General features: G+C 73.0%; 19 protein-coding genes and 1 pseudogene. 9 read left to right on the top strand and 11 right to left on the bottom strand.

Going from position 1 to position 23,708, the window contains the following annotated elements; translation table 11 throughout:
* Positions 1 to 31 precede the first annotated feature (31 nt).
* Complete coding sequence (gene nudC / locus ACFVFH_RS20420) at positions 32 to 931, top strand: NAD(+) diphosphatase (RefSeq protein ID WP_383770483.1); 900 nt, start codon at positions 32 to 34, stop codon at positions 929 to 931.
* Between the two features lie 403 nt (positions 932 to 1,334).
* Entirely contained in the window at positions 1,335 to 2,117 is a 783-nt protein-coding gene (locus ACFVFH_RS20415; RefSeq protein WP_383770480.1) for an IS5 family transposase, read from the top strand.
* Here ACFVFH_RS20415 and ACFVFH_RS20410 read toward each other — a convergent pair.
* Positions 2,083 to 2,547, bottom strand: coding sequence for a hypothetical protein (locus tag ACFVFH_RS20410; RefSeq protein WP_383770477.1), 465 nt, complete (start codon positions 2,545 to 2,547; stop codon positions 2,083 to 2,085). The genes ACFVFH_RS20415 and ACFVFH_RS20410 overlap by 35 nt on opposite strands.
* Positions 2,548 to 2,900: 353 nt before the next feature.
* Here ACFVFH_RS20410 and ACFVFH_RS20405 point away from each other — a divergent pair, with 353 nt between their 5' ends.
* Positions 2,901 to 3,089, top strand: coding sequence for a hypothetical protein (locus tag ACFVFH_RS20405; RefSeq protein ID WP_383770474.1), 189 nt, complete (start codon positions 2,901 to 2,903; stop codon positions 3,087 to 3,089).
* 635 nt (positions 3,090 to 3,724) lie between these two features.
* Here the strand turns inward: ACFVFH_RS20405 and ACFVFH_RS20400 are convergent.
* A complete protein-coding gene (locus ACFVFH_RS20400; RefSeq protein WP_073810844.1) occupies positions 3,725 to 4,057 on the bottom strand; it encodes a PadR family transcriptional regulator in 333 nt (110 codons plus the stop codon).
* A gap of 307 nt (positions 4,058 to 4,364) precedes the next feature.
* On the opposite strand from ACFVFH_RS20400, the gene ACFVFH_RS20395 reads away from it, so the two are divergent.
* The 4 genes and pseudogenes from ACFVFH_RS20395 to ACFVFH_RS20380 all read left to right on the top strand — a co-directional run bounded on the left by ACFVFH_RS20395 (position 4,365) and on the right by ACFVFH_RS20380 (position 6,711).
* Positions 4,365 to 4,886, top strand: a complete 522-nt coding sequence (locus ACFVFH_RS20395) for a SigE family RNA polymerase sigma factor (protein ID WP_383770752.1) — start codon at positions 4,365 to 4,367, stop codon at positions 4,884 to 4,886.
* Complete coding sequence (locus tag ACFVFH_RS20390; RefSeq protein WP_383770471.1) at positions 4,883 to 5,461, top strand: PASTA domain-containing protein; 579 nt, start codon at positions 4,883 to 4,885, stop codon at positions 5,459 to 5,461. The genes ACFVFH_RS20395 and ACFVFH_RS20390 overlap by 4 nt, the downstream gene beginning before the upstream one ends.
* A 344-nt stretch (positions 5,462 to 5,805) precedes the next feature.
* Complete coding sequence (locus ACFVFH_RS20385) at positions 5,806 to 6,264, top strand: hypothetical protein (protein ID WP_383770468.1); 459 nt, start codon at positions 5,806 to 5,808, stop codon at positions 6,262 to 6,264.
* A 46-nt stretch (positions 6,265 to 6,310) separates the two neighbouring features.
* Positions 6,311 to 6,711: pseudogene (locus ACFVFH_RS20380) on the top strand (ATP-binding protein).
* A gap of 57 nt (positions 6,712 to 6,768) precedes the next feature.
* Here ACFVFH_RS20380 and mfd read toward each other — a convergent pair.
* Positions 6,769 to 10,311 carry a transcription-repair coupling factor gene (mfd, locus tag ACFVFH_RS20375; protein ID WP_383770465.1) on the bottom strand — a complete coding sequence of 1,181 codons (3,543 nt, stop codon included), beginning with the start codon at positions 10,309 to 10,311 and terminating at the stop codon, positions 6,769 to 6,771.
* Positions 10,312 to 11,375: 1,064 nt separating this feature from the next.
* Between mfd and ACFVFH_RS20370 the strand changes: the two genes are divergently transcribed.
* On the top strand, positions 11,376 to 12,374 hold the full coding sequence (locus tag ACFVFH_RS20370; protein ID WP_383770462.1) for a helix-turn-helix transcriptional regulator: 999 nt from the start codon (positions 11,376 to 11,378) through the stop codon (positions 12,372 to 12,374).
* A 226-nt stretch (positions 12,375 to 12,600) separates the two neighbouring features.
* Here ACFVFH_RS20370 and ACFVFH_RS20365 read toward each other — a convergent pair whose 3' ends face one another.
* Positions 12,601 to 12,957 (bottom strand): hypothetical protein, encoded by a 357-nt coding sequence (locus ACFVFH_RS20365; RefSeq protein ID WP_383770459.1) that lies wholly within the window; start codon positions 12,955 to 12,957, stop codon positions 12,601 to 12,603.
* Positions 12,954 to 14,216, bottom strand: a complete 1,263-nt coding sequence (locus ACFVFH_RS20360; RefSeq protein ID WP_383770456.1) for an amidohydrolase — start codon at positions 14,214 to 14,216, stop codon at positions 12,954 to 12,956. The genes ACFVFH_RS20365 and ACFVFH_RS20360 overlap by 4 nt, the downstream gene beginning before the upstream one ends.
* Positions 14,217 to 14,465: 249 nt before the next feature.
* Here ACFVFH_RS20360 and ACFVFH_RS20355 point away from each other — a divergent pair, with 249 nt between their 5' ends.
* Positions 14,466 to 14,642, top strand: coding sequence for a thiazolylpeptide-type bacteriocin (locus ACFVFH_RS20355; protein ID WP_073790073.1), 177 nt, complete (start codon positions 14,466 to 14,468; stop codon positions 14,640 to 14,642).
* A 107-nt stretch (positions 14,643 to 14,749) separates the two neighbouring features.
* Here the strand turns inward: ACFVFH_RS20355 and ACFVFH_RS20350 are convergent, their stop codons facing one another.
* The 6 genes from ACFVFH_RS20350 to ACFVFH_RS20325 form a co-directional block, all read right to left on the bottom strand.
* Positions 14,750 to 16,735, bottom strand: a complete 1,986-nt coding sequence (locus tag ACFVFH_RS20350) for a TOMM precursor leader peptide-binding protein (protein WP_383770454.1) — start codon at positions 16,733 to 16,735, stop codon at positions 14,750 to 14,752.
* Positions 16,732 to 17,487: an ABC transporter permease gene (locus ACFVFH_RS20345; RefSeq protein ID WP_383770451.1), complete on the bottom strand. Its 756-nt coding sequence runs from the start codon at positions 17,485 to 17,487 to the stop codon at positions 16,732 to 16,734. The genes ACFVFH_RS20350 and ACFVFH_RS20345 overlap by 4 nt, the downstream gene beginning before the upstream one ends.
* A gap of 58 nt (positions 17,488 to 17,545) precedes the next feature.
* Positions 17,546 to 18,532, bottom strand: a complete 987-nt coding sequence (locus ACFVFH_RS20340) for an ABC transporter ATP-binding protein (protein WP_383770448.1) — start codon at positions 18,530 to 18,532, stop codon at positions 17,546 to 17,548.
* Positions 18,533 to 18,630: 98 nt separating this feature from the next.
* Complete coding sequence (locus ACFVFH_RS20335; RefSeq protein WP_383770445.1) at positions 18,631 to 19,842, bottom strand: M50 family metallopeptidase; 1,212 nt, start codon at positions 19,840 to 19,842, stop codon at positions 18,631 to 18,633.
* The gene (locus ACFVFH_RS20330) at positions 19,839 to 20,915 is read right to left on the bottom strand and encodes a lantibiotic dehydratase C-terminal domain-containing protein (RefSeq protein ID WP_383770443.1); all 1,077 of its coding nucleotides are present in this window, start codon (positions 20,913 to 20,915) and stop codon (positions 19,839 to 19,841) included. The genes ACFVFH_RS20335 and ACFVFH_RS20330 overlap by 4 nt, the downstream gene beginning before the upstream one ends.
* Positions 20,912 to 23,668 carry a lantibiotic dehydratase gene (locus ACFVFH_RS20325; protein ID WP_383770441.1) on the bottom strand — a complete coding sequence of 919 codons (2,757 nt, stop codon included), beginning with the start codon at positions 23,666 to 23,668 and terminating at the stop codon, positions 20,912 to 20,914. Before ACFVFH_RS20325 ends, ACFVFH_RS20330 begins: the two co-directional genes overlap by 4 nt.
* Positions 23,669 to 23,708: the final 40 nt, after the last annotated feature.

The raw sequence follows: 23,708 nt of genomic DNA, 5'->3' as shown, positions 1-23,708 counted from the left end.
GACAGGCGGACACTGTGATCCAGGAGGAACGGTGTACTACAGCGGGTTGGGGCTCGACCGTGTCGTTGATCGGCGCGGAGACTCGGACTGGATCGAGGCACTGCTGACCAGGGCCAGTACCCAGGTCATTCCCCTGTGGCAGGACCAGTGCCTGGTGCGAAACGAAACGCCGTTGCGGCTGCCCTTGGCCCAGGCGAGGGACATCCTCGTCGCGGCCGGCGACCGGGTGCTGCTCGGCCTCGAAGGCGAGAGGGCGGTGTTCGCGGCTGATGTGTCCGGGCTCGAACGGGAGAGCGCCGTCGAGCTGGCCGGCGCGGACAGGATGCTGGACGTGCGGGCGATGGTTCCCACCATCACGCCGGACGAAGCGGGTCTGCTGGCGTACGCGCGGGGAATTCTGCACTGGAACCGCAATCAGCGGTTTTGTGGCGCCTGCGGGGGCCCGGCCCGGTCCTGCAATGGTGGCCACCTGCGGACCTGCCAGAACTGTGGGAAGCTGCTGTTCCCGCGGATCGAACCGGCCGTGATCGTGCTAGTCGAGCTTCCGGGCACGCCCCGGCGCTGCCTGCTCGGCCGCCATGCGGCATCCGGCCCGAACCGCTTCAGCACCCTGGCCGGGTTCGTCGAGATCGGCGAGAGCTTCGAGGACACGGTGCGCCGCGAGGTGCGGGAGGAAGCCGGCGTCACCGTGGGTGCGGTGACCTACCAGGGTTCCCAGGGGTGGCCGTTCCCGGCGGGGGTGATGATCGGGTTTCGCGCCGAGGCCCTTTCCGACGCGATCGATGTGGACAACGTGGAAGTGGTGGAGGCACGCTGGTTCACGGCCGCGGAACTGCGCGCGCGGCTGGCGGACGCTGCTCTCGGCGGCCCGTACCGGATCGATTCGATTGGCAAGGCGCTCATCGACCAGTGGCTGGCCGACACAGACTGAACCGATGCGGTGCGAAGACAGATTTTACGCTGCCTCGCTCATCTTCTGCTTCAACTCGGCCACCGCCTGCGTCCGTTATCTGGGGTTGAGTAGCCAAAAGCGCAGCTCAGAGGCCATGGGGCGCCGTAAGGCATGAGTAGCCGTTGTCGTACCGATCATGGTGAGCGTCGGTTCGATGAGTGCAGCTCGGTCGGGTGATCCTCAGTGGGAGCGTGCATGAAGGTAGGGCCTCCTGGTCAGCTCGGGATTGTCGAAGCCCGAAGCCCAGGAGGCCCTCATGTTGCAGTCTTGCGCTGTCCTGCCCGTGGAGTCCAACTCGGTTCCCCGGTCGTGTGATTGCCTCGCTCACCGGTTCGGAAATGCGGCCGACCGTCCCGAGCGGGCGCGGACCTATCCGTCCGACATGACGGACGCCGAGTGGGCCGAAGTCCGTGTGTCCTTGCCGGTGCCGGGATGGCTGGAGGGCAGGGGCGGGCAGCCGGAGGGCTACTGCCACCGACAGATGATCGACGCGGTGCGCTACCTGGTCGACAACGGGATCAAGTGGCGGGCCATGCCGGCCGACTTCCCCGTCTGGGACCGGGTCTACGCCTTCTGGCGCAGGTGGCGGGACAAGGGCTTCACGCGGGAACTGCACGACCGGCTGCGGGACCGGGTCCGCGAGGCTGCGGGTCGTGACCGGGAGCCGACCGCTGGCGTCATCGACGCGCAGTCGGTGAAGGGGGCCACGTCCGTGCCCGCCGCGACGCGGGGCTTCGACGGCGGGAAGAAGGTGAACGGGCGCAAGCGACACATCGTGGTCGACACACTCGGCCTACTGCTCGTCGTGATGGTCACCGCGGCCTCGGTCACCGATCGCGAGGCCGGGCAGAGGGTGCTGGCCGCACTGCGCGGGCGGCACTGGCGGATCGCCCTGGTGTGGGCGGACGGCGGCTACACGGGAAAGCTTGTCGACTTCGCCCGAAGTGTTCTGCGCTTCGCGCTGACGGTGGTCAAGCGCAGCGACGACGCTTCGGGGTTCGTAGTGCTGCCCAAGAGGTGGCTGGTCGAGCGGACATTCGCGTGGCTGATGCGCTCACGCCGCCTGGCCCGTGACTACGAGGCCCGCACCGACAGTTCGGAGACCATGATCTGGTGGTCGATGAGCATGGTCATGAGCCGCCGCCTCGCCCGTCGACGCTGCTGAACATCCCCGGACTCTCCTCGGCCAGCCAGCCCCGCGCGGCCAGGCGCTTGGCCTTCGACCGCACTCCCTCGACCTTCGCCGGCAGCGGCTCCAGGCCGAGCGCCGAGGCGAGCTGCCGACAGTCCACCGCCTCGCCCCGTCCCGCGACGATGTCCATGATCCGCCGGTAGTCCGGCGCGAGGATGGTGGCGTCGAGCCCTGCCCGCCACACCGGCACCACCGAGCCGGGCACCGCACCCGCCGCCGGCACAGCCCGCTCGGCCCCGGCGACCGGAGCCTGCACGCCTTCGTCAGGCTCCGCCAGGACCTGCGAGACCGTCTCACGGGCGATCACGAACCGCTCCCAGGCGGCTTCCGCGTCCCGAAGTTCCGCCTGGAGACCCTCAACCCGCTGTCGGGCCGCGCGTTCCCGTTCCTCCAGCAACCCCATGACCGACGGCACCAAGCACCTCCAGCGAAGCGACGACACGACACGTCATCCCTGCCGCCGAGACGCCGCCCTCACTCCTGACCAGCAGAAACTCAGCGATCACCTTCGGTACGACAACGGCTTCTAAGGCCGGGCCGGTCTCCGGAGGCCGTTGACCTGGGCTGATCGTGGGCTCCAACCTTCGCGGGTCGATGTTGTCGATCTTCGGAAGGCCGTTGTGGCGGTCGAGTTTCTGACGGATGAGCAGGCGTCCCGGTACGGGGCGTTCTACGGCGCCCCGGCGCGGGCGGGGATGGCCCCCAGGCCGACGAGGCGCTGCGCCGGATGCGCGACTGCTCCCCGCGCCCGCAGGGATGGCCCCCCGTTCCCGGCAGCGGGTGCCGGACGTGGTCCGGCACCCGCTGCGCAGCCTGGTGGCGGTCTTCCGCCGCCCGTTGTTCGTCTTCGACGCCTGCCGGGTCGTCACCACGGCCCATCCCTGGGGCGGCGGCGAAGGCCCGGTGCCGGGGCGGCGCTCCCGGTCGGGCGGGGCGAGCGCATAGCCGGTCATACGATCTCTCGCTCCGGATGCGGCGCTCCCGGTCGGGCGGGGCGAGCAGGAGGATCAGGGTGTTGAGCGTGATCAGCCCCAACCCGCGCGGGCCGAGGCCGAGTCCGGCTGCTGCGGCTCGGTCCGGGCCGAGCGGCCCGGTGTAGGACAGCAGGCAGAACAGTGCCGCCGAAGCGGCGGCCAGCAGGGCCAGGACCCGTGCGGCGGACCAGCGGTCGGCCACCACCGCGCAGGCCGTGAGCGCGGCCGGGACGAGGAACGAGACCGCCGCCAGGAGCGGGCCTCCGTCGGGGAAGCCGCTGGTGGAGGAGCCGTGGGTCTCGGGGCTGAAGGCGGTTCGCACGTCGCGCACGACCGAGGCTGCCGCGTAGGTTCCGGCGAGCAGGGCGGCGATCGGCGCCGCGGTGGCGAACGCCCGGCCCGTCGGGCGGTGGGAGACCAGGCCGAGCCGGACCCGGACTCCGTGCCCGGCGACATCGGCCACCTCGCGCAGCCCTCCGGCCGGACCGGAGAGCGATCCGGCGGGCGGCGAAGTCGGTCACCTCCGCGAGCGCGCCGGTGCCGTACGAGGACGGGTAGAGCGCGAGGGCCCGCCGGAGAAGCCAGGCGTTCAGGGGTGCTTCGAGGTCATGCCGAGCCTCCTGCGGAACGGGTCCGGGGTGCCGCCAGGCGGCGGTCCGCCTCGCGCAGGGCGGAGCGCAGGCGGTCGGCCTCGGTCCTGAGCGACTGTTCTCCGTCCGGGGTGAGGGTGAACACGCGTCGGGGGCGTCCGTCCACCGTCTCCTCGCGCTCGACGCGGATCAGCCCCTCAGCCAGCAGGCGGTCAAGGGTGCCGTAGAGGCTGCCTGCGCCCAGTCGCACCCGCCCGTCGGAGATCGCGGCGACCTCGTCCCCGAGCGCGTAGCCGTGGCGCGGCCGGTCGGCGAGTGCGGTGAGGAGGAGGAAGGTCGGCTCCTGCATGGAGCGTTTGTTCTTCACCCGGCACACCGTAGTACGGTCACCGTAGTATCTGGCAAGAGGCGCCCCCGTTCTTCTCGGCCGACTGCGGGCCGCCCGCCCGGCGGCCCTCCGCTTCGCCGGGCCCCGCCCGCACCCCGGGCGGCAGCGGCGCGAGATCCTGGGACACCCTTCCGTCCCGGCTGTGATTCACGTCACTACCGGCGGCTCGGTGCAGCACCCGGCCCCGTTCCGCCGTCATGGGGGCAGTGATCGGAACGGAACGAGGAGAGGAGGTCGGCAGGTGAGGTTTCGCAGGAGCGGTCCGGGCATCGGATTCACGGAGTTCGTCGCACAGCGGTCGGGAGCGTTGTTCCGCGCCGCATATGCGCTGACCGGTGACGTGCACGTGGCCGAGGATCTGGTGCAGGAGGCGCTGGAGCGGGCGTGCCGACAGTGGCGGAAGGTCGCGGTGGCGGACTCGCCGGAGGCGTACGTGCGCAAAGTGCTGGTCAACCTGGCCAACGACCGCTGGCGGCGGCTGTCGCGCCGGGGCGAGCGCCCCGGACTGTCGGGGGTGCCCGAGACGGCCGACCCCCGGGACCGGTTCGGGCAGGTGGATCTGCGCGCGGAACTGATCGAGGCACTGCTCGGGCTGCCGATGGGCATGCGCAGCGTGGTGGTCCTGTACTACCTGCACGATCTGGACACCCAGCAGATCGCCGACGTCCTGGACATCTCTTCGAGTGCGGTGAGGTCCCAGCTCGCCCGCGGCCTGGCCAAGCTGCGCGATTCCGTATCGGGCGCCCAGGCGCCGCACACGCCGTCGGCCGCTTTCGGAGGTACGAAGTGAGGAACACGTCGTCAGGACCGGCCCCGTTCGAGCCGGACCTCGAAGCCGAGCTGCGTGCCGCGGTGGCCTCCTTCGCCGACGGGCCGACGGCTCCGGTCGTCGACGCGGCCGCGATCGAGCGAGCCGTCAGCCGCAGCCGCACCCGCCGGGCGCTCCTCGGCACCGCTGCGGCGTGCTGCGTGCTGGCGTGCGCCACGGTGGGGTTCTTCGCGCTGAAGCCCGTGCCGTCCGCGCCCGGCGCCTCCCCGTCCCTGTCCTCACCGGCGAACGGGGCGTGCACCCCGCTCGCCACCGGCACCCCCAAGAGCGGAAGCGCCGATGCGACTCCGGGACAGAAAAAGGAGCAGACCACGGGAGCGGGCATCGCGCTGCCGGACCTGGCCGGCATGCCGGTCGAGCAGGCCGGAAGCCTGCTGCGCGGACTCGGACTGAGCTGCACGATCATGCGGCACACGGACTGGAACGCTCCCGCCGGGCAGGTGATCAGCAGTCAGCCCCGGGGCGGCGCAGAACCGGTGGCACCGGGCTCGTCCGTCCTCCTGCTGGTCTCGACGGGCAAACCCGGCAGAACCTGAGCGACCGGGCCCTTCGGCCCGCGCACCGGCCGAGTGACCCAGGGGCCGGTGCCGGGCAGTCCGTCGACCGCGGCGCACCGGCTGGACGCCCGCCCCTCCGGGCCGCTGCTGGACTTTTCCGAGGGGCGCGTGCGGGGAGGGGAGTGGGGGGGAGGGCTCCTACCGGTGGGGGGAAGGGCTCCTGCCGGTGGGGCGCAGGGCCGTGGCGTCGGCGGAGCATGCGCGCACAGACGCTCCGCCCGTGCGCGCCGACCGCCGACTCCCCGTCCCGGCCGCGCCATGGCCTCGTCACGGTCCAGCGACAACGGCACCGCCGCACCCTCGCTGCTGACACCGCGTCAGTCATGAGACTCCGACTTCTCACGGTCGGCCTGACCGCCGCCGCACTCCTCACCCTGACCGCCTGCGACGACGACGGCAGCGGCAGCGCCTCCGCCACCAGCAGCGCCCCCGTCGCGCCCGCACCCGCCACCACCAGCGCGGCCCCGGCCAGCAGCGCCGCCTCCCCGGCATCCAGCGCACCGGCCGCCGCCGGCGCACCGGCCGTCGGCAGCGTCCCGTCGCCCGACGTCGCCCAGACCGCCGGGCTGATCGCCGCCCTCAAGGCCGTCGACCCCGCCCTCGCCGCCGACCAGGCCAAGGCCATCGGCAAGGCCCTCAACGTCTGCCAGGAGATCAAGGCCGGAAAGGACGACACCACCCTCGCCAACAACGCCGCGCAGCGTCGGCCGCCGTCCGGACGGTCAGCGCCTTCCCGGTCGGCAGCAGCAGGACGGGCACCGGATTCCCCTTGCCGCAGATAACAGGGCCGCTTCGCGCAGCGGCCCGCGAGCAAGGCGGTGAACCGCCGTGTCCCTGTCGCAGCAACGGCGATTCCCCCGCAGGCGCACCTCAGTTGGCGCCTCACGCGAATTCGTCACCGGCGTCCTCATCGAGTGGAAACTCCACCCTCTGATCGAGGACATCAAGCTGTGCGTCTCGGAACTGGCCACCAACGCGCTGCTGCACGGCGTACCACCGGGACGCGAATTCCGCGTCGTTCTCCACGGGGACGAGGAGCTGGTGCGGCTGGAGGTTCGCGACAGCGGCTCCGGTCTCCCGACGGCCCGGCGCCCCGGCGCCCCGACCACGACGCCTGCTCGGGGCGCGGGTTACACCTCGTCAGTGAACTCGCCGACGATTTCGGCGTCGACCACCACGTCGTCGGCAAGACCGTCTGGCTCACGTTCAAAAGACCGGCCACCCCATGACGAGGAAGAGGTCCCGGCGGGTGTCCGGCGGGACCTCTTCACGTACCGCTCCAGGAACTACGACCCCAGGATCGTCGTCAGGAACTCCCCCGTCCACGCCAGCAGTTCGCGCCCCACGACCGGCTTGCCGCCGACCTTGGCGGTGGTGGGGCGGGGGACCAGGATCTGGTGGACGGCGGGTTTGATGACCGTACGCGGGTACAGGCGCTTCAGACGGAGCTCCTGGGATTCGCGCAGTTCCACCGGGGCGAACCGGATGTTCGGGCCCTGGAGGACGATCTCGCCGACGCCGCAGGCGCGGGCCAGCATGCGCAGGCCGGCGACCAGGAGGAGGTTCTCGACCGGCTCGGGCAGCTTGCCGTAGCGGTCGGTGAGCTCCTCGCGGACCGCCCTGATGTCGTCCTCCGTGGTGGCGGAGGCGATGGCGCGGTACGCCTGGAGACGCAGCCGCTCGCCGGGGGCGTAGTCGTGCGGGACATGGGCGTCGACCGGCAGCTCGATCTTGACCTCCAGCGGCGGCTCCTCCTCCACGCCGCCTTCGAGGGAGGCCCGGTAGTCGGCGACCGCCTCGCCCACCATGCGTACGTACAGGTCGAAGCCGACGCCCGCGATGTGGCCGGACTGCTCGCCGCCCAGAAGATTTCCCGCGCCACGGATCTCCAGGTCCTTCATCGCCACGTACATGCCCGCGCCCATCTCCGTGTGCTGGGCGATCGTGGCGAGGCGCTCGTGGGCGGTCTCGGTGAGCGGCTTCTCCGGGGGGTAGAGGAAGTAGGCGTAGCCGCGCTCGCGGCCCCGGCCGACGCGGCCGCGCAGCTGGTGGAGCTGCGAGAGGCCGAAGTTGTCGCCGCGCTCCACGATCAGGGTGTTGGCGTTGGAGATGTCGATGCCGGACTCGACGATCGTCGTGGAGACCAGCACGTCGAACTTCTTCTCCCAGAAGTCCACCACCACCTGCTCCAGGGCCTGTTCGGACATCTGGCCGTGGGCCGTCGCGATACGGGCCTCCGGGACGATCTCGCGGAGCCGGGCGGCGGCCCGGTCGATCGACTCGACGCGGTTGTGGATGTAGAACGCCTGCCCCTCGCGGAGCAGTTCACGGCGGATCGCCGCCCCGATCTGCTTCTCCTCGTACGGGCCGACGAAGGTGAGGACCGGGTGGCGCTCCTCGGGCGGGGTGGTGATCGTCGACATCTCGCGGATGCCGGTCACGGCCATTTCGAGCGTACGGGGGATCGGCGTCGCGGACATGGTGAGGACGTCCACGTTGGCGCGGAGCTTCTTCAGCTGCTCCTTGTGCTCGACGCCGAAGCGCTGCTCCTCGTCGACGATGACCAGGCCGAGGTCCTTGAACCTGGTCTCGGAGGAGAAGAGGCGGTGGGTGCCGATGACCAGGTCGACGGAGCCCTCGCGGAGCCCTTCGAGAGTTGCTTTGGACTCGGTCTCGGACTGGAAGCGGCTGAGCGCGCGTACGTTGACCGGGAACTGGGAGTAGCGCTCGGTGAATGTGCCGAAGTGCTGCTGGACCAGGAGAGTCGTGGGGACGAGCACGGCCACCTGCTTGCCGTCCTGGACCGCCTTGAACGCGGCCCGTACCGCGATCTCCGTCTTGCCGTAGCCGACGTCGCCGCAGATCAGCCGGTCCATCGGGACGGACTTCTCCATGTCCTCCTTGACCTCGGCGATGGTGGAGAGCTGGTCGGGCGTCTCCGCGTACGGGAAGGCGTCCTCCAGCTCGCGCTGCCAGGGGGTGTCCGGGCCGAAGGTGTGGCCGGGGGCCGCCATCCGGGCCGAGTACAGCTTGATCAGGTCGGCGGCGATCTCCTTGACGGCCTTCTTGGCGCGCGCCTTCGTCTTCGTCCAGTCGGCGCCGCCGAGCCGGTGCAGGGTGGGCGCCTCGCCGCCGACGTACTTGGTGACCTGCTCCAGCTGGTCGGTCGGGATGTACAGGCGGTCGCCGGGCTGGCCGCGCTTGGCGGGGGCGTACTCGACGAGGAGGTACTCGCGGGTGGCGCCCTGCACGGTGCGCTGCACCATCTCGATGTAGCGGCCCACGCCGTGCTGTTCGTGGACGATGTAGTCGCCGGTCTCCAGCGTCAGCGGGTCGATCGTCTTGCGGCGGCGGGCCGGCATCCGGCCCAGGTCCTTGGTGGCGGTGCGCTGGCCGGTGAGGTCCGTCTCGGTGAGCACGGCGAGCTTCAGCGCCGGGTCCACGAAGCCGTGGTCGATCGCGCCGCAGGAGACGTGGACGACGGACGGGGTGATCTCCGCCAGGTCCGGGTCGAGGCGGGCGGCGATGCCCTCGCCGCCCAGCAGTTCGACGGTGCGGGAGGCCAGGCCCTGGCCCTCGGTGACGTACACCGTGCGCCAGCCGTCGGCGAGCCGGCCCTTGGTGTCGGCGAACGCGCGGGCGGTGTCGCCCCGGTACGCCTCCGGGGCGTGCATGCCGAGCTTGAGCGTGTCGGCGCCCTCATCGGCCTCGTCGGCCTCGCCGGCGGCGAACGGGGAGACGGACCACCACATCATCTCCAGCTCACGGGCCCGGTCCCGGATGTCCGCGATGCCCCACAGCGAGGCCGCACCGACGTCGATCGGGGCCTCTCCGCCGCCTGCGGTCGCCGCCCAGGACGCCTGGAGGAACTCCTGACTGGTGGCGACCAGGTCGGCGGCCCTTGTACGGACCCGCTCCGGGTCGCAGACCAGCGCCATCGAGCCCTTCGGCAACACGTCGAGCAGCAGCTCCATGTCGTCGACGAGGACCGGGGCGAGGGACTCCATGCCCTCCACCGCGATCCCCTCCGCGATCTTGTTGAGGAGTTCGCCCAGCTCGGGGTGGGCCTCGGCGAGCGCGGCGGCCCGCTCCCGCACCTCGTCGGTGAGCAACAGCTCGCGGCAGGGCGGCGCCCACAGCCCGTGCTCGGCGATCTCCAGCGACCGCTGGTCGGCGACCTTGAAGTAGCGGATCTCCTCGACGTCGTCGCCCCAGAATTCCACCCGAAGGGGGTGCTCCTCGGTCGGCGGGAAGACATCCAGGATGCCGCCGCGCACGGCGAATTCGCCACGCTTCTCGACCAGTTCGACCCGGGAGTACGCGGCCGCCGCGAGCGCCTCGACGGTCTTGCCGAGATCGGCGCTCCGGCCGATGCGCAGCGCCACGGGTTCCAGGTCGCCGAGCCCCTTGACCTGCGGCTGGAGCACGGAACGGATCGGCGCGACGACGACCGAGACCGGGCCGGTCTCGGGGTCGTCCGCCCTCGGGTGCGCCAGGCGCCGCAGCACGGCGAGGCGGCGGCCCACGGTGTCCGAGCGCGGCGAGAGCCGCTCGTGCGGCAGGGTCTCCCAGGACGGGAACTCGGCGATCGTGTCCGGCGGCAGCAGGGTGCGCAGCGCGGCCGCCAGGTCCTCGGCCTCCCGGCCGGTCGCGGTGACGGCGAGCACCGTCCGCCCGGTCTCGCGGGCCAGCGCGGCGACGGCGAAGGGGCGGGCGGCGGGCGGGCCGACGAGGTCGACATGCATCCGGTGGCCATCGCCGGCGGCCTTCACCGCTTCGTCGAGCGCCGGGTCACGTACGACGACATCCAGCAGACCGTGCAGGCTCATGAAGGGCTTCCGTCCGGTTAACGAAGGGCAGGTCCCGGCAGCCGGCTGCTGCCAGGGGCGGGACAACGCGAAGGGCCCGACACGTGTGCGGGGGCGGCTTCCGGGCCGGGCCGGGAACGCGTGCGGTGCGCGCGGTCCTCGTCGACGGGTCCGCGCCACGGGCGGGGCACGGGCGGCGACAGGGCGCCACGGGCGCCCGCCCGTGGCCGGGCCCTCGCTGTCGCGCCCGCGCGTGCCGGGCCCGGCACGGTCCAGGAGCCACCCCCGGACGGGCCGGGGACCACCAGCCTACGACTCCGCCGGGGCCCCCGCGCCCGCGCTCCACCCCGGGGCGGGGCGGGCGGCGGGTTCCGGACGGGCCGTGGACGGCGCGACACCACCGCCGAACGGACCATGGAGCCGGCGCGGCACAGCGTCACCGCCGAACGCACCACGGACGGACCGGCGTGAACACCACCACCGACCGGGCGCGTAAGAGACCCGCGCGAACACCGTCACCGACCGGGCTACGGAAAGGACCGGAGCGAACGCCGCCACCGACCGGGGCGCGGAAAAGACCAGAACGCACACCACCACCAACCGGGGCGCGGAAAAGACCAGAACGCACACCACCACCAACCGGGGCGCGGAAAAGACCAGAACGCACACCGCCACCGACCGGTTCGCGGGCCCGGGACTGCATCACCGCGGAACGGCCCACGGCCCCCGGCCCCCGGCACGCCACCGCTGCCGCTGCCGCCACCGCCACCGGCACCGCGAGCGCGCGTCGCTGCGCGGCGCCGTGGCCGGAATGTGTCGTGGGCCGGGGTGGTCCCGGCCGCCGGGCGCCCGGACCGTCCGTCGTGCGCGGAGGGCCGCTCGTCGCGGGACACACACCGTTCGCCTCCATCTCGCACACAGTTGTGTTCGGGGCCCTCACAGAAATGATCTCAGCGTCTACTCTTTGGCCGAAAGATTCCACAAGCAGGTGCACGGGCAGTCAGTACGGCAGCCGCAGACCGGATCCGGCGGTCGACCTCCGGGGATGCGTGCGGCCGTACGGGGACCAGGCAGCGGGGGCACACGTGGGCGACAACGAGATGTCCGTGTTCGGAGTCTCGGAGGCCGAGGAAGAGACGTACCGGCACTTCCTGCGCAACCCCGGCACCACCATGGACGATCTGCACCTCCTGCTGCACACGTCCCCGGCGTCCGCGCGCACCCACGTCGACCGGCTCCAGGAACTGGGGCTGCTCCACCCCGAGGAACCGGATCTGCGCGTCTTCCCGACCGATCCCGAGATCGCCGTGGCACGCCTGATCGACCTGCGGTTACACGCCCTGCACCAGGAGTTCCAGCGCGTCACCCGGTCCCGGCACGTCATCGACGGGCTGCGCGCGGAGCAGAACACCCGCAAGCCGCCCCCGGCAGGGATCGAGCAGTTGGAGGGGCTCGCGCAGATCCGCAACCGGATCGACGACCTCGCGTTCTTCGCGCGGGAGGAGATCCTCTCCGTGGAGCCGTACACCAAGCTGTCGCCGGAGAACATCGCCCGCTCACGCCCGCTGGATCTGCGGTGTCTGCGGCGCGGCGTAAAGATCCGGAACGTGGTGATCCGCGATGCCCTGCGGGATCCGGCGACCGCCGCGTATCTGAAGGAGCTGGCCGGTCACGGGGCGATGATCCGGGTGACGGAGCGCGGCGCCGAACGGCTGCTGGTCTACGACCGCAAGGCGGCGCTCGTGCCGCTGGACCCGCACGACACCTCGCGTGGCGCGCTGCTGGCGCACCGCAGCGGCCTGGTGTGCAACATCATCGCCCTCTTCGAGAAGATCTGGGACCAGGCGGCGGACCTCGCCCAGGCGGAGGGCGGGGCGGGGGGAGCGGCGGAGGACCGGCTGTCGGAGACCGAGCGCCGGGTTCTGGTGTCCATGTGTTCCGTGGGCAAGGACGAGGCGGGCGCGCGAGAACTGGGCGTCTCGGTGCGCACCTATCGGCGGTACGTGGCCGAGCTGATGCAGACCCTCGGCGCCGCGAGCCGCGCCCACGCCGCGCTGCTGGCCCGGGAACGCGGCTGGATCTGAGCAGCCTGGCTTCCGCCGCCCCGGGAACGCGGCCGGATCTGAACACCCCGGCCCCCGTCGCCCCGGGAACACTGCCGGGTCCGAGCCCCGGCCCCCGTCGCCCCGGGAACACTGCCGGGTCCGGGCACCCGGGCTCCCGCCACCCCGGCAACACGGCCCGACCCGCACACCCCGGCCCCCGCCACCCCGGCAACACGGCCCGACCCGACCCGAGCGTTCGCGGGTGTCAGGGCTCCTCCGTCCAGCCGTCCAGCGCCCGGTCGGCGAGGGCGTCCGCGACGGCCCGGCGGACCGTGTCCGGGTCGACGGCCCCGTCGAGGCCGATGCGCAGGGTGATCCGGTCGGGGCCCACCGACCGGGGGGTGCACGGCCAGTGCGCGGGCAGCAGGCTCAGCAGCCGTACGACGGTGGTCTCGCCGGTCGCGGCCGAGCCGTCGCGACGGACGGCGACCAGGTCGACGTGGCCGGTGCCGTACGCCGTCTCGTGGCCGGTGCCGTACGCCATCTCGCAACCGGTGCCATGCGCCGTCTCGTACGCCGTCTCGTAGCCCGTCCCGTGGGCCGTCTCGCCCCGGCGGGTCATGGGGTGCTCCCCGCCGGGTCCAGGAGCCGCCGCGCGGCCGATGCCATGGCCACGATCCCGGCGGGCAGGGCGGTACGGACGTCCGGGGCGAACTCCGGCGCGTGGTTCGGCGGTGGCGGCGGGCCGCCGTCCCGGGCCCGGCGCCACGGCCCGGCCCCCGTGACCCCGAGCAGCCAGTACACCAGCGGCACTCCCCCGGCGCCGAACAGGGCGAAGTCCTCGCTGGCCGTGAGCGGGCCGGTGCCGACGACCCGGTGCGGGCCCCACAGCTCCTCGTGCGCCCGGCGCACCACGGCGGTGGCGGCCGCGTCCGTCAGCAGGGCGGGCGAGCGGGCGGTCACGGTGAAGTCCGGTTCCTCGGGGCAGCCGGACGCCGCGCACTCGGCCCGTACGATGCGCAGCGCGGCGGCCACCATCCGGTCGACGGCCGGTTCGGAGAGCGCCCGTACGCACAGCGAGAGGTGTGCGGTGTCCGGGATCACGTTGCCGGGGCTCCCGGCCCGCATGGCGCCGACGGTCAACACCGCGTGCTCGGCCGGGGCGGTCTCCCGGGAGACGACGGACTGGAGCCGCAGCACCGTCGCCGCCGCCGTGAGGACCGGGTCGACGGTCAGGTGCGGGGTCCCGGCGTGGCCCCCGCGCCCGTGCAGGGTGACCTCCACCGACGCGCCGGCCGCCATCAGCGGCGCACCGGGGTCCGCCGCGTGCGCGAGGGTCCCCGCGGGCGCGGGCGAGGTGTGCTGGGCGAGCACCGCGTCCGGGGTGCCGAAGCGCTCGTACAGGCCGTCCGCCAGCATCTCCCGCGCCCCGGTCAGCGTCTCCTCGGCCGGCTGGCCCGCCACCAGGACCGTGCCCCGCCAGGCGGATCTGGTCCGGTCGAGTTCGTCCACCGCGCCGGCGACCGAGGCGAGGTGGAGGTCGTGGCCGCAGGCGTGCATCACGCCCGGGACGGTGCTCGCGTAGGCCAGGCCCGTGCGCTCGGTGACCGCGAGGGCGTCCAGCTCGGTGCGGAGCAGCACCGTGGGGCCGTCCCCGTTGCGCAGGACGCCGACCAGTCCGTGGCCGCCGCCGACCTTCCGGGTCACCGCGCAGCCGCTCGCCTCCAGCCGGGCGGCCAACAGGTCCGCGGTGCGCTGTTCGGCCCCGGACGGCTCGGGGTGGGCGTGGGTGTCGAGGTACAGCTCCAGCGCCGGGCGCAGCACCTCCCGCGCCACCGCGGGAGGTCCGGGCCTTCGTGGGGGCTCCGTCGTCTCCTGCATGTCATCTCACCTCGTTCCGCTGGGCGGGCCGGGTCGTCGTCCGCCCGGCCCGCCGGGCACGTGTGGGGCCGGCGGCATCAGCCTGCGCCGCCCCGGCTTCAGTAACGCGGCGTTCCGCTGTCATGGGGTGTCAGCGGTCTGACAGCGAAACCGCTGCCGATCCGACAGCGGCCCCCGCTGGAATGGCGTCAGTGCAGGGGAACGGCGCCGGATCCGCCGGTTCGTCCCCGACGACCAAGGGAGAAGACCATGGCCCCCAAGACCGAGCTCGCCACCCTCGCCGACGAGATCCTGGAGCTGGAGTCGGAGACCTTCGAGATCTCGGACTACTCGGACGCCGCGGAGGTCGTGCTCGCCGGTTCGACGTCCTGCTCCTCCACGTCGACCTGCTCCAGCACCACCAGCACCACCTCCTGCTGCGCCTGACCGGTCCGCCGGCCGTACGTCGTCCGCGTGGCCGCAGGCCCTCCCCGTGCCGTGGGCACGGAGGGGGCCTGTGTGCTGCCGGCGCCCGTCCGCCCCGGCCGGTGCGGTCACGGGAAGGGGTGCGGGACCCGTTTGACCGCGGACTCCGGCAGGTCGTCGGCGCGTCTGCCCGCGGCCCGGAGCGCGGTGCGCAGCCGGGGCATCAGCAGGGCGCGCTGGCGTGCCCAGCCGAAGTCCAGGGGCAGCAGGCCGGGGACGACCGCGGCGACCGTGTGCAGGCCCATGCGGCGCTGTTCGGGGGTGGTCTGGTCGACGGCGATGACATCGTGTCCGGCGGCGGCGATCCGGTCGCGCAGCAGATGCAGGTCGTCCAGCAGGTCGCCGGTGCGCGGGCGGTGCGGCTGCCAGTCGGCGAAGGTGTCGGCCAGCGGGCGCACGTCGACCGGTTCCAGGTACTCCCGGGCGTGTACCGCCATTTCGGGCAGCCCGTACAGCTGGGCGTGGTCCTTGAGCTGCCGCACCCGGCCGAAGTCGGCCGCCATGGCGGTGAGTTCGGCGTGCCGTTCGGCGACCTGGTAGGGCAGGTGCGGGATGTAGGTGAGGACTTCGGAGAGCGCCGACTCCACGGTCGCCTCGGGGTCGAATCCGGCGGCCGCGGCGAACGACAGGGTGCCGTGTCCGCCGTCCCGGCGTACGGCGAGGGCGGTGACGACGGGCACGGCCAGGTCCATCCGGGTGTCGAAGGCGTGGACGTCGTAGCCGTGCAGTCCGGCCCGGTCGATCATGCTGCGGACGGCAGGGGACCGGCAGGTCGTGAGGTCGATCGCGGTGAGCGGGGCCCGGCCGTGCCAGGCCAGCAGGAAGGCGTCCCGTTCGACGATCTCCAGCAGCCCGTGGAGGATCGCCTCCTCGGGACTGCCGCCGGTGGCGCAGCCGTTGGAGCATTCGAAGACGAAGTTGTCGGCCTCGACCCCGGCGCTGTAGTGGGCGAGCCGGGCGGGTACGAGGACCGGCCGGTCGTCGCGCAGGGAGTGGCCCCACACCCAGGGGATGGGGCGGTCGGGGTCGAACGGGGAGACCATCGGGTCGTTCGCGTAGGTCTCGGGGGCGTAGAGGCCGCAGGCGGCGGGGTCCAGGGCGTGGTCGGCGAGGCGATGGTAGCTGTCCACGACGGGCGAGGTGCCGCGCCTGCGCGTGGTGCCCGCGTAGCGTTCCAGGCCCTCCAGGTGGGCGAGGACGCGGCTGGTGTCGTAGCTGTTGGCCTGGCCGCTCCAGGTGACGTCGTTCAGACCGGCGTAGCCGCGGACGAAGTGGGTGCCGGCGGCGGGTGCGGTGGTGGTGGACGTCGGGTTGATCCAGAGGTCCGAACCGAGGGCGCCGCAGACCGGGTTGACGAGGGCGGCGACCGGCAGCGGGTACGCGGACAGCGGGCGCAGCCGGTAGCCGTCGGGGTCCGGCTTCGGGGTCGGCCCGAGGTGCATGCGGGCCGCTTCGGCGGTGTCGGGCACCTCCTGGACGCAGGACGGGCAGAGCGGCTCGGGCAGGACCGGGAAGGTCGCGGTGGCGAGGGTGACCAGATCGATCCGGCTGACCCGGGGCAGGGCCCGGTCGGCGGCGGAGGCCCCGGGCAGGTCGTGGCCGCCGCCGAGGACCGCCCGGTACAGGGCCCAGACGGCGTCGGCCGCGTAGGGGGTGAGGACCGGCCAGTGGGCGGCGCCGTTCGGCCGCCGTCCGATTTCCAGGGCCTCGCGCTCGGAGCGGCTGCGCAGCCGCTGCCAGCGCATGGCGAGGCACTGGCCGCAGGCGGTGGTGTCCGGCTCGCCGCCCCAGGGGCCGATCAGCACCGCGCGGGAGGTGAGCTGGACGTTGGCGGCCGGGCGGAGGTCCGCGTACGGGTCGGGGCTTCCGAAGCCGAGCGTGTCGGCGGCGCCGAGGGGCACGACGCGGGGGGCGGGAAGGGTCACCGGGGCGGGCAGTTCCCGGTGGCGGCGGGCGAGTTCGTCGTGCAGCGCGGCGCGGGCCTCCTCCAGCGGGGTCTCGCCGCGCACCGGGGGCGGAGCGGGTGCCGGGGATGTGGCGGGTGCCGTCGTCATGACTTGTCGCTCCAGCGGAAGGTCTTGAGGGCGACGGCGCCGAGGACGACGGCGAACCCGGCGAGCACCACGCAGGCCAGGCCGATGTCACCGGTGGTGCCGCCGCCGGTCAGGGAGCCGGAGATCCCGTCGTTGAGGTAGCGCAGCGGCAGCACCCGGGAGAGGTTCTGCATCCAGCCCGGCATCGCGTCCAGCGGGAAGAACGAACCGGACAGGAACGCCATCGGGATCATCAGGCAGTTGGCGACGGCGGCGACGGCCTCGGGTGTCCGCGTGTAGCTGCCCACGATGACGCCGAGGGCGAGGAACGCGGTGATGCCGAGCACCAGGACGGGCAGGGCGAGGGGCCAGCGACCGTCCAGTTCCAGGCCGAAGGGGGGCAGCAGGGCGACGGCCACGAAGAGCACGGCCTGGACGGCGCCGATGGCGAGCGCCAGGACGTACCGCGAGGCGAGAACGGCGAAGACCGGGGTCGGGGTCATCCGGATGAGACGCAGGATGTCGTCGCGCCGCCACTGCATGAGGACGAAGCCGACCCCGAAGACGGCGGCGTTGCCGACGCCCCAGGACAGGACGCCGGGGGCGATGTAGTTGATGTAGGGCAGTCCGCTCTCCTCGACCGTCTTCCCGTGGAAGATCAGGCCGAAGACGACGAGGAAGATGAGCGGGAAGGCGAAGGTGAAGAAGAGCGTGGTCTTGTCGCGCGTGTAGGCCCGGTATCCGGCCTGGCTCAGCGCAGCGTATGCGCTCATCGGGAGGTCTCCGTATCACTGCTGAAGTCGGTGGGTGGGGCGGGGCGGTGGGGGCGCGCTACCGCTGGGGGGAGGTGTCCGGGTCGAAGCCGGTGCCGGTGCCGGTGAGCGCCAGGTAGACGTCCTCCAGGCCGGCGGTGCGGGTCTGTACGCCGCGCAGTCCGGCCAGGGCGTCGATCGCGGCGAGCACCTTGCCGGATTCGAGGGTTTCCAGCACGAGGGCGCCGGGTTCCTCGGTGACGGCGTCGACGCCGTCGATGGCTCGGGCCTGTTCGGCGGTGATCCGGTCGTCGGGGACGACCAACCGGGTGGTGGGAGCGGCGGCGGCGATGAGGTGGGCGGGGCTGTCCAGGGCGACGACGGCCCCCTCGGCCATGATCGCGACGCGGTCGCACAGCGCCTCGGCCTCGTCGAGGTGGTGGGTGGTGTAGATGATGGTGCGGCCCTCGCCCTTGAGGTCGCGCAGCACCTGCCACAGCGCGCGCCTGGCCTGGGGGTCGAGGGCGGCGGTGGGCTCGTCCAGGAAGATCACTTCGGGTTCGTGGACGAGCGCGGAGGCGATGGCCAGGCGCTGGCGCTGACCGCCGGAGAGGTCGTCCACCCGGGTCCCGCCCTGTTCGGTGAGGCCGACGGAGGCCAGCGCCCGGTCCGCCGCCGCGTCGTCCGTCCGGTAGAGCGCGGCCATGGTGCGCAGGTGCTCGCGGGCGGTGAGGCGGACGAAGAAGGCCGAGCTCTGGGTCTGCACGCCGAGCCGGGGAAGCAGCTCCGGGTTGCGCGGCCAGGGGCTGACGCCGAGCACGGCGACGGTCCCGGAGTCGGCCTTCCGCTGGCCCTCCATGATCTCCACGAGGGTGGTCTTGCCCGCCCCGTTGGGACCGAGCAGCCCGAAGAACTCGCCGCGCCGCACGGTGAACGACACCCCGTCGACGGCGTTCCGGTCGCCGTACCTCTTGTGCACGGCGTCGAGGACGACGGCCGCTGCGGACCGTTCGCCGTCCGGGTCTGCCTGGTTGCCCGGGGAGGCGGAGGGGGCGGTGGGGGTCATGGAGTTCTCCTTGTCCGCCGCTGATCGGCGGTCTGATGGGTCGGGCCTGGGGAGGGGGACGGTCGGCGGCGGGGACCGCCGGGCGGGCGGTCGGGGGGTCAGGTGGTCAGGAAGTGACGGGCCGCCGCCACGACGGCTGCCGCGATGCCCACGAGCACCAGGACCGTGCCCAGCGCGTACGCCCGGTACGCGATCCGGGCCCGGCGCGGGTAGTCGCCCGCCGCGGGGTCGCGGCGGGCGGCCAGGCGCAGGTAGGCGACGGTCGAACCGGCCAGTTCGGTGGCCCCGCACAGCTGGCTTGCGATCCGGTAGCCGTCGAGCGGCGGGAACGGGACGAGCATGGCCAGCGCCTGCACGCTGCCCAGGAGCAGCAGCGCGCCGAGCGCGTCGCGCGTCGCGGTGTCCAGGGGGGCGAACAGCCACAGCGCGCAGAACGGCAGCAGGAACAGCAGGTTCATCACGGCACCGGCCGACGCCGTCTGGATGCGTTGCCAACGGGAGCCGAAATAGAGGTAGTTGCCGACCGTGCAGTACATGATGACCACGGGCAGCCGCCAGCGCAGTCCGATTTCGGCCACGGTGCCGCCGTGGTGCCGGGCAACCACCCCGTGGGCCAGTTCGTGCAGCGCGGTGCTGAACCAGAGCAGCGTGGCGGCCCCCACCAGCAGCACCGGATTACCGAACAGCGCCTTGGTCGCGTCGAGCAGTTCACCGGCCCGCAGGGCGAGCACCGTCTCCATCGCCAGCACCAGGGCCAGCAGCGGCACCAGCCAGCCGGGCGCCAGCAGGAAGCCGACCGCCCGGTGCAGCCGGTCGGTGGTGGCGTCCGCGTCGGCGACCAGCCGGATGCTGCCGCGCAACAGCCCGCGCTCCGGCACGGCGGGAGCGGACGCGGGAACGGGCGGCGGCACGGGCGCGGATACGGACGTGGGTGCGGATACGGGCACGGACGCGGACGTGGATGCGGATGCGGATACGGGGCCGTCGGCCGGGCGGGCGGGTGCCCCCGCCAGCAGTCCCCGGGTGCCGAGCATCCGCAGGATCTGCTGCCAGCGGGCGCCGTCCAGCCTGCGCCCGTACTCCCGCGCGTACTCCTCGCCGATCTCCGCCAGGCTGCGGCTGCCGTCCATCCGGGCGATCAGGAAGTGCTCCTTGGCGCCGACCCGGAAGGAGCCTCCCCCGGCGGTGTCCTTGATCAGGTGCACCGTGGCCGCGCCCTGGAGCATCGCGTCGCTCAGCAGGACCTGGGGGGCCAGCTCGGGCCGGTACCCGGCGAGTCCCCCGGCGGCCCCGGGCGGGGTGGCGCTCATCCCGTCTCCCGCAGCGCCCGGCCGAGGATGTGCGCGAGATACGCCTCGTCCCGGATCGTCACATGCAGCCGGTTGTTGGTCATGTGCATGTACGGGGAGAGCAGCAGCGGCAGCGCGGCCGCCGGATCGGTGACGACTTCGTCGCGCTCCCCGTCCCAGGAGCGGAACACGAGGTCGCCGTCGCGGCTCAGCCGGACCGCGCGTTCCCGCAGTTCGGCGCAGTGCTCGGCCCATCCGGCGAGGAAGCCGGGCAGCCGTGCCGGGCCGCCCTCCCCGGCCCCCGCCCCCACCGGTGCGGCGACGGCGGCGCGGACACCGGCGAACCGGGCGGCCAGACCGGGCGCCATGGCGGCGTAGTTGCGGTCGTACTCGTCGCTGCCGATGAACCCCGTACCGGGGAACGCCTTGTGCCAGAACTCGTAATAGCTGTCCAGGTAGTCGGCCAGCTCGGTGCGGTCCGGGAGGAACGCGGCGGACATCACCATCATCAGCTGGGCGGAGGTGCCGAGCAGCACGGTCCGCAAATGGAGGTTCTTCGTCCGGAAAGCGTCGATGACCAGGTCGCTGGAGTGCCGGAAATGCCATTCGGCCAGCTCGATCCCGGCCGGGCCGCCGTATTTGCCGTACTCCGGCTCGTACGGCTCGGCGCTGCGCGAGTTGTTGGGCCGCAGCCGCATCCGGCCCTGGTCGTCGGTGAAGCGACCGCGCTCGGCGCCGGGGAACTCGATGTCGAACAGGGTGTTGTAGAAGTCGTTGAGGAAGCCGGAGTCCACCTCGTACAGGGCGGGCCGTTCGGCCAGGAACGCGTCCACCGCCGCTTCCGTACGGCGCCGGACCTCGGCCTCGGCCCCGGGGGAGGAGGGCCTGATCCGCAGCCGGACGTGCGGCCCCTCCAGCCAGTAGTTGATGAAGAAGTAGCCGTCGAGCAGACCGTCCGCCGCCAGCTCCTCGACCAGCGGGCGGACGCACCGGGTCAGCATGGGCCGCGGGTTGGCGGCGTAGAAGACGTGTGTGGCCTGCCAGGCTCCCCGGCCGGTGCCGGGGGCGGTCCGCGCGGGCTGTGCCGTACTCATGACGGGTCGGTCCTTTCGACGGGGGCGGCGGTCTCCACCGCGAGTTCGGCGACGTGGCGGCCCCGGCCGGAGACGGTGTGCAGGCCGTCCTCGTCGGGGAGCATCTCCCGGAACACGACCCGCGCCCCGGCCGTCTTGACCAGGGCCTCGAACGCGGCCAGCGAGAGCGGGCTGTCGAAGTCGACGTAGCAGGGCTTGGCACCGGTCGCGCCGCGCGCCCCGCTGTCGGCGACGGTCGCGAAGACCCGGTCCGGCAGCCCGTGGGCACGGCGGAACGCCTGCCAGCCCAGGAACCACGCGTCGTCCGCCCCGCCCGGTGCGCGCAGCGGCAGCACGGCGGCGGGCGCGCTCCAGCTGCGCCGGCTGAGCACCACGCTGCCGTGCCGGACCCGCGGCCGGCCGGTGACCCCGTCCACGGGCACGCCCTCCGGGACACCGCCCCACACGTTCAGCGGGGACATCGAGGTCGGCGAGAGCAGGAGCAGGGTGCGGGGCAGTTCGGGCAGGGCGAGCGGGACGAGGTAGCCGAGATAGACCGGCACCACTTCCCGGCCGAGCCGGGTGGAGCGCAGCACCAGACGGTCGGCGTCGCGGTCGTGGACGAGGTGCAGGTCGTCCAGGTGGATCCGGTACTCCTCGGGCAGGGTGCCGCGCTCGCCGGGGCAGACGATCTCGTACGCGGTGAGACGGCCGTGCAGGTTGAGGTTGCTGGTGACCGGCCCGCCGGTGACCTCGGCCAGGACGGCGCCGTCGGGCAGCAGATCGGCGGTGGCGGCCAGGAGCTGCTCGTCGAGGCCGTCGAAGAGGTGGGTGAACCTGCTGAACGGGAAGGACACCCCGCCGTAGGAGCGGTTGAGCACGACCAGCGGGTCACCGGGCCGGTCCGCGATCTGCACATGGTGCGCCATCGGTGCGAACTCCCCGCGTACGGTGTCGAGTTCGGCGGCGACCTCGTCGAGGAGGGCGCCGTCCACCCGGATCTCCGCCGCGCCGGTCCGCGCCCTGTTCCCCGGGTCCGCCTCCCAGGCCGCCCACAGACCGCGCATCCGCTCGACGAAGGTCTGCCGGGCGGTGTCGAGGGCCTTGAGCTGCGGCAGCGACAGCCAGTTCTCCTCGGGGACGTAGGAGCCGTCCGCGTCGAAGGCGGTGCGCTTCGCGGTGAACGACATGTACTGGTCGAAGAAGTCCTCGTGGAAGTCGTGGACCAGTTTCAGCAGGTCGTCGCAGCGCCCGCCCTGCCCGTGGCGGGCGAGGAAGAACCCCTGGAAGGTGATGCGCTGCGGAAGCGTCAGGTCGAAGGCGGGGAGCACGCGCTCCACGGCCCCGAGCGGCCCGGCCGCCAGCCGCTCCCAGGCGGACGCCGACAGTCCGGCGTGGCGTCCGGCCGCCACGTCCTCGTAGAGCAGGGTCTGGGGGACCCGGGCCCCGTCCACGCCGAGCTCCTCCTCCTGGAGGGCGCGCAGCGCGCCGCGCAACTCCCCCATCAGCGCACGGCGTTCGGCCGGGTCCGCGTCGGCGAACCGCTCGATGCCGGACGCCGGGGCCTCCAGACGCCCGGCGAGCCGGTCGGCCCAGGGGCGGCCGAGCCCGCGCAGCGAGTCCTGGAAGGCGCGCAGCGGATCGGTGTCGTGGACCTCGGTCCGCAGGCACGGCACCTGCACCATGCCGATGTCCAGCAGCGCCTGGAGGTACTGGGCGCACTCCTGGGGGTCCGCGTCCCGGTCCTGGGCGAGCCAGTCGGTCAGCTCCCCGTACCGGAGGGTGCCGCGCTCCTCGAACAGGCCGAGGAGGCGTTCCAGGGTGCCGCTGCGGCGCAGGAAGAACAGCCGGTCCTTCACCGCGTCGAAGGTGACGGCGGTGTCCTCGTCGCCCTGGGTGATCCAGCGGCGGACGTAGCGCACCCGGTCGTCGTCGCGGCCCCAGCCGGAGGCGGGCGCGACCGGCAGGTCGGCCCGGCGCGCCGGGTCGGCGATCACGGCCTCGGCGAGCCGTCCGACGGCGGCGACGTTCAGCCGCAGCCTGCCGTCCCACGCGTCGTCGATCCGCACCCGCAGGCCCCGGTCCGAGCCGCCGTCCGGGCCGCCGCCCTCGCCGAAGGTGCCGAGGGCGACCCCGGTGAACGTGGAGAACGGGCTCGTCTTGCACGCCGTGCGGTACAGGTACGAGAGCAGCGAGCGTTCGATCTTGCGCTGCTTGCGGTCCGGCGGCGCGGCGGCGTCGGACCGTACGTAGGCGTCCAGCTGCGCGTCCAGGGCCGGGGAGGCGAGCAGCAGCGCCTTGCGCAGCCGTTCCTCCCCCGCCAGGGCGCGCAGCTGGACGCGGGCGCGGGCGGTCTCCCCGGCGAGCAGGGCGGCGCCCGCCGCCCGCTGCTCCTCCAGGCGGTGCCGTGCGGCGAGCCAGGCGGTCAGCGCGTCGCCGGCCGGGCCGCCGAGCCCGCGCAGCAGGGTCAGGGCGCGGTCGGCCGCGGCGGGCCGGGGCAGCCGGTTGTTGAAGAGGTCGCGGCGCAGCGCGAGCAGGGTGCGGCGCAGCGTCTCGTCCTCGCTCCCGCCGACCAGGTCGTGGAGCAGGTCGCCGAGCCGTTCGCCGTCGGCGCGCACCCGTTCGGTGGCGCGCAGCACGTCGTCGGCCCAGCGTCGGCTGTCCGGGCAGCGCAGGCCCCGCACACTGTCGACGGGCAGCCCGGCGACCCGCAGCACGAAGCGGGGGCGGGTGACGGCCGCGGGGGCGGCGGTGGCCGGGTGTTCCGGCGTCATGGCGGGATCTCCCCTTCTCGTTCCGGTCGTCTCGTGGTGC

The organism is Streptomyces sp. NPDC057697, from assembly GCF_042799335.1.
In the GTDB taxonomy this organism is placed as follows: Bacteria; Actinomycetota; Actinomycetes; order Streptomycetales; family Streptomycetaceae; genus Streptomyces.
The sequence above is the reverse complement of the archived record's forward strand: the minus strand, read 5'-3'. Positions and strand labels throughout refer to the sequence as shown.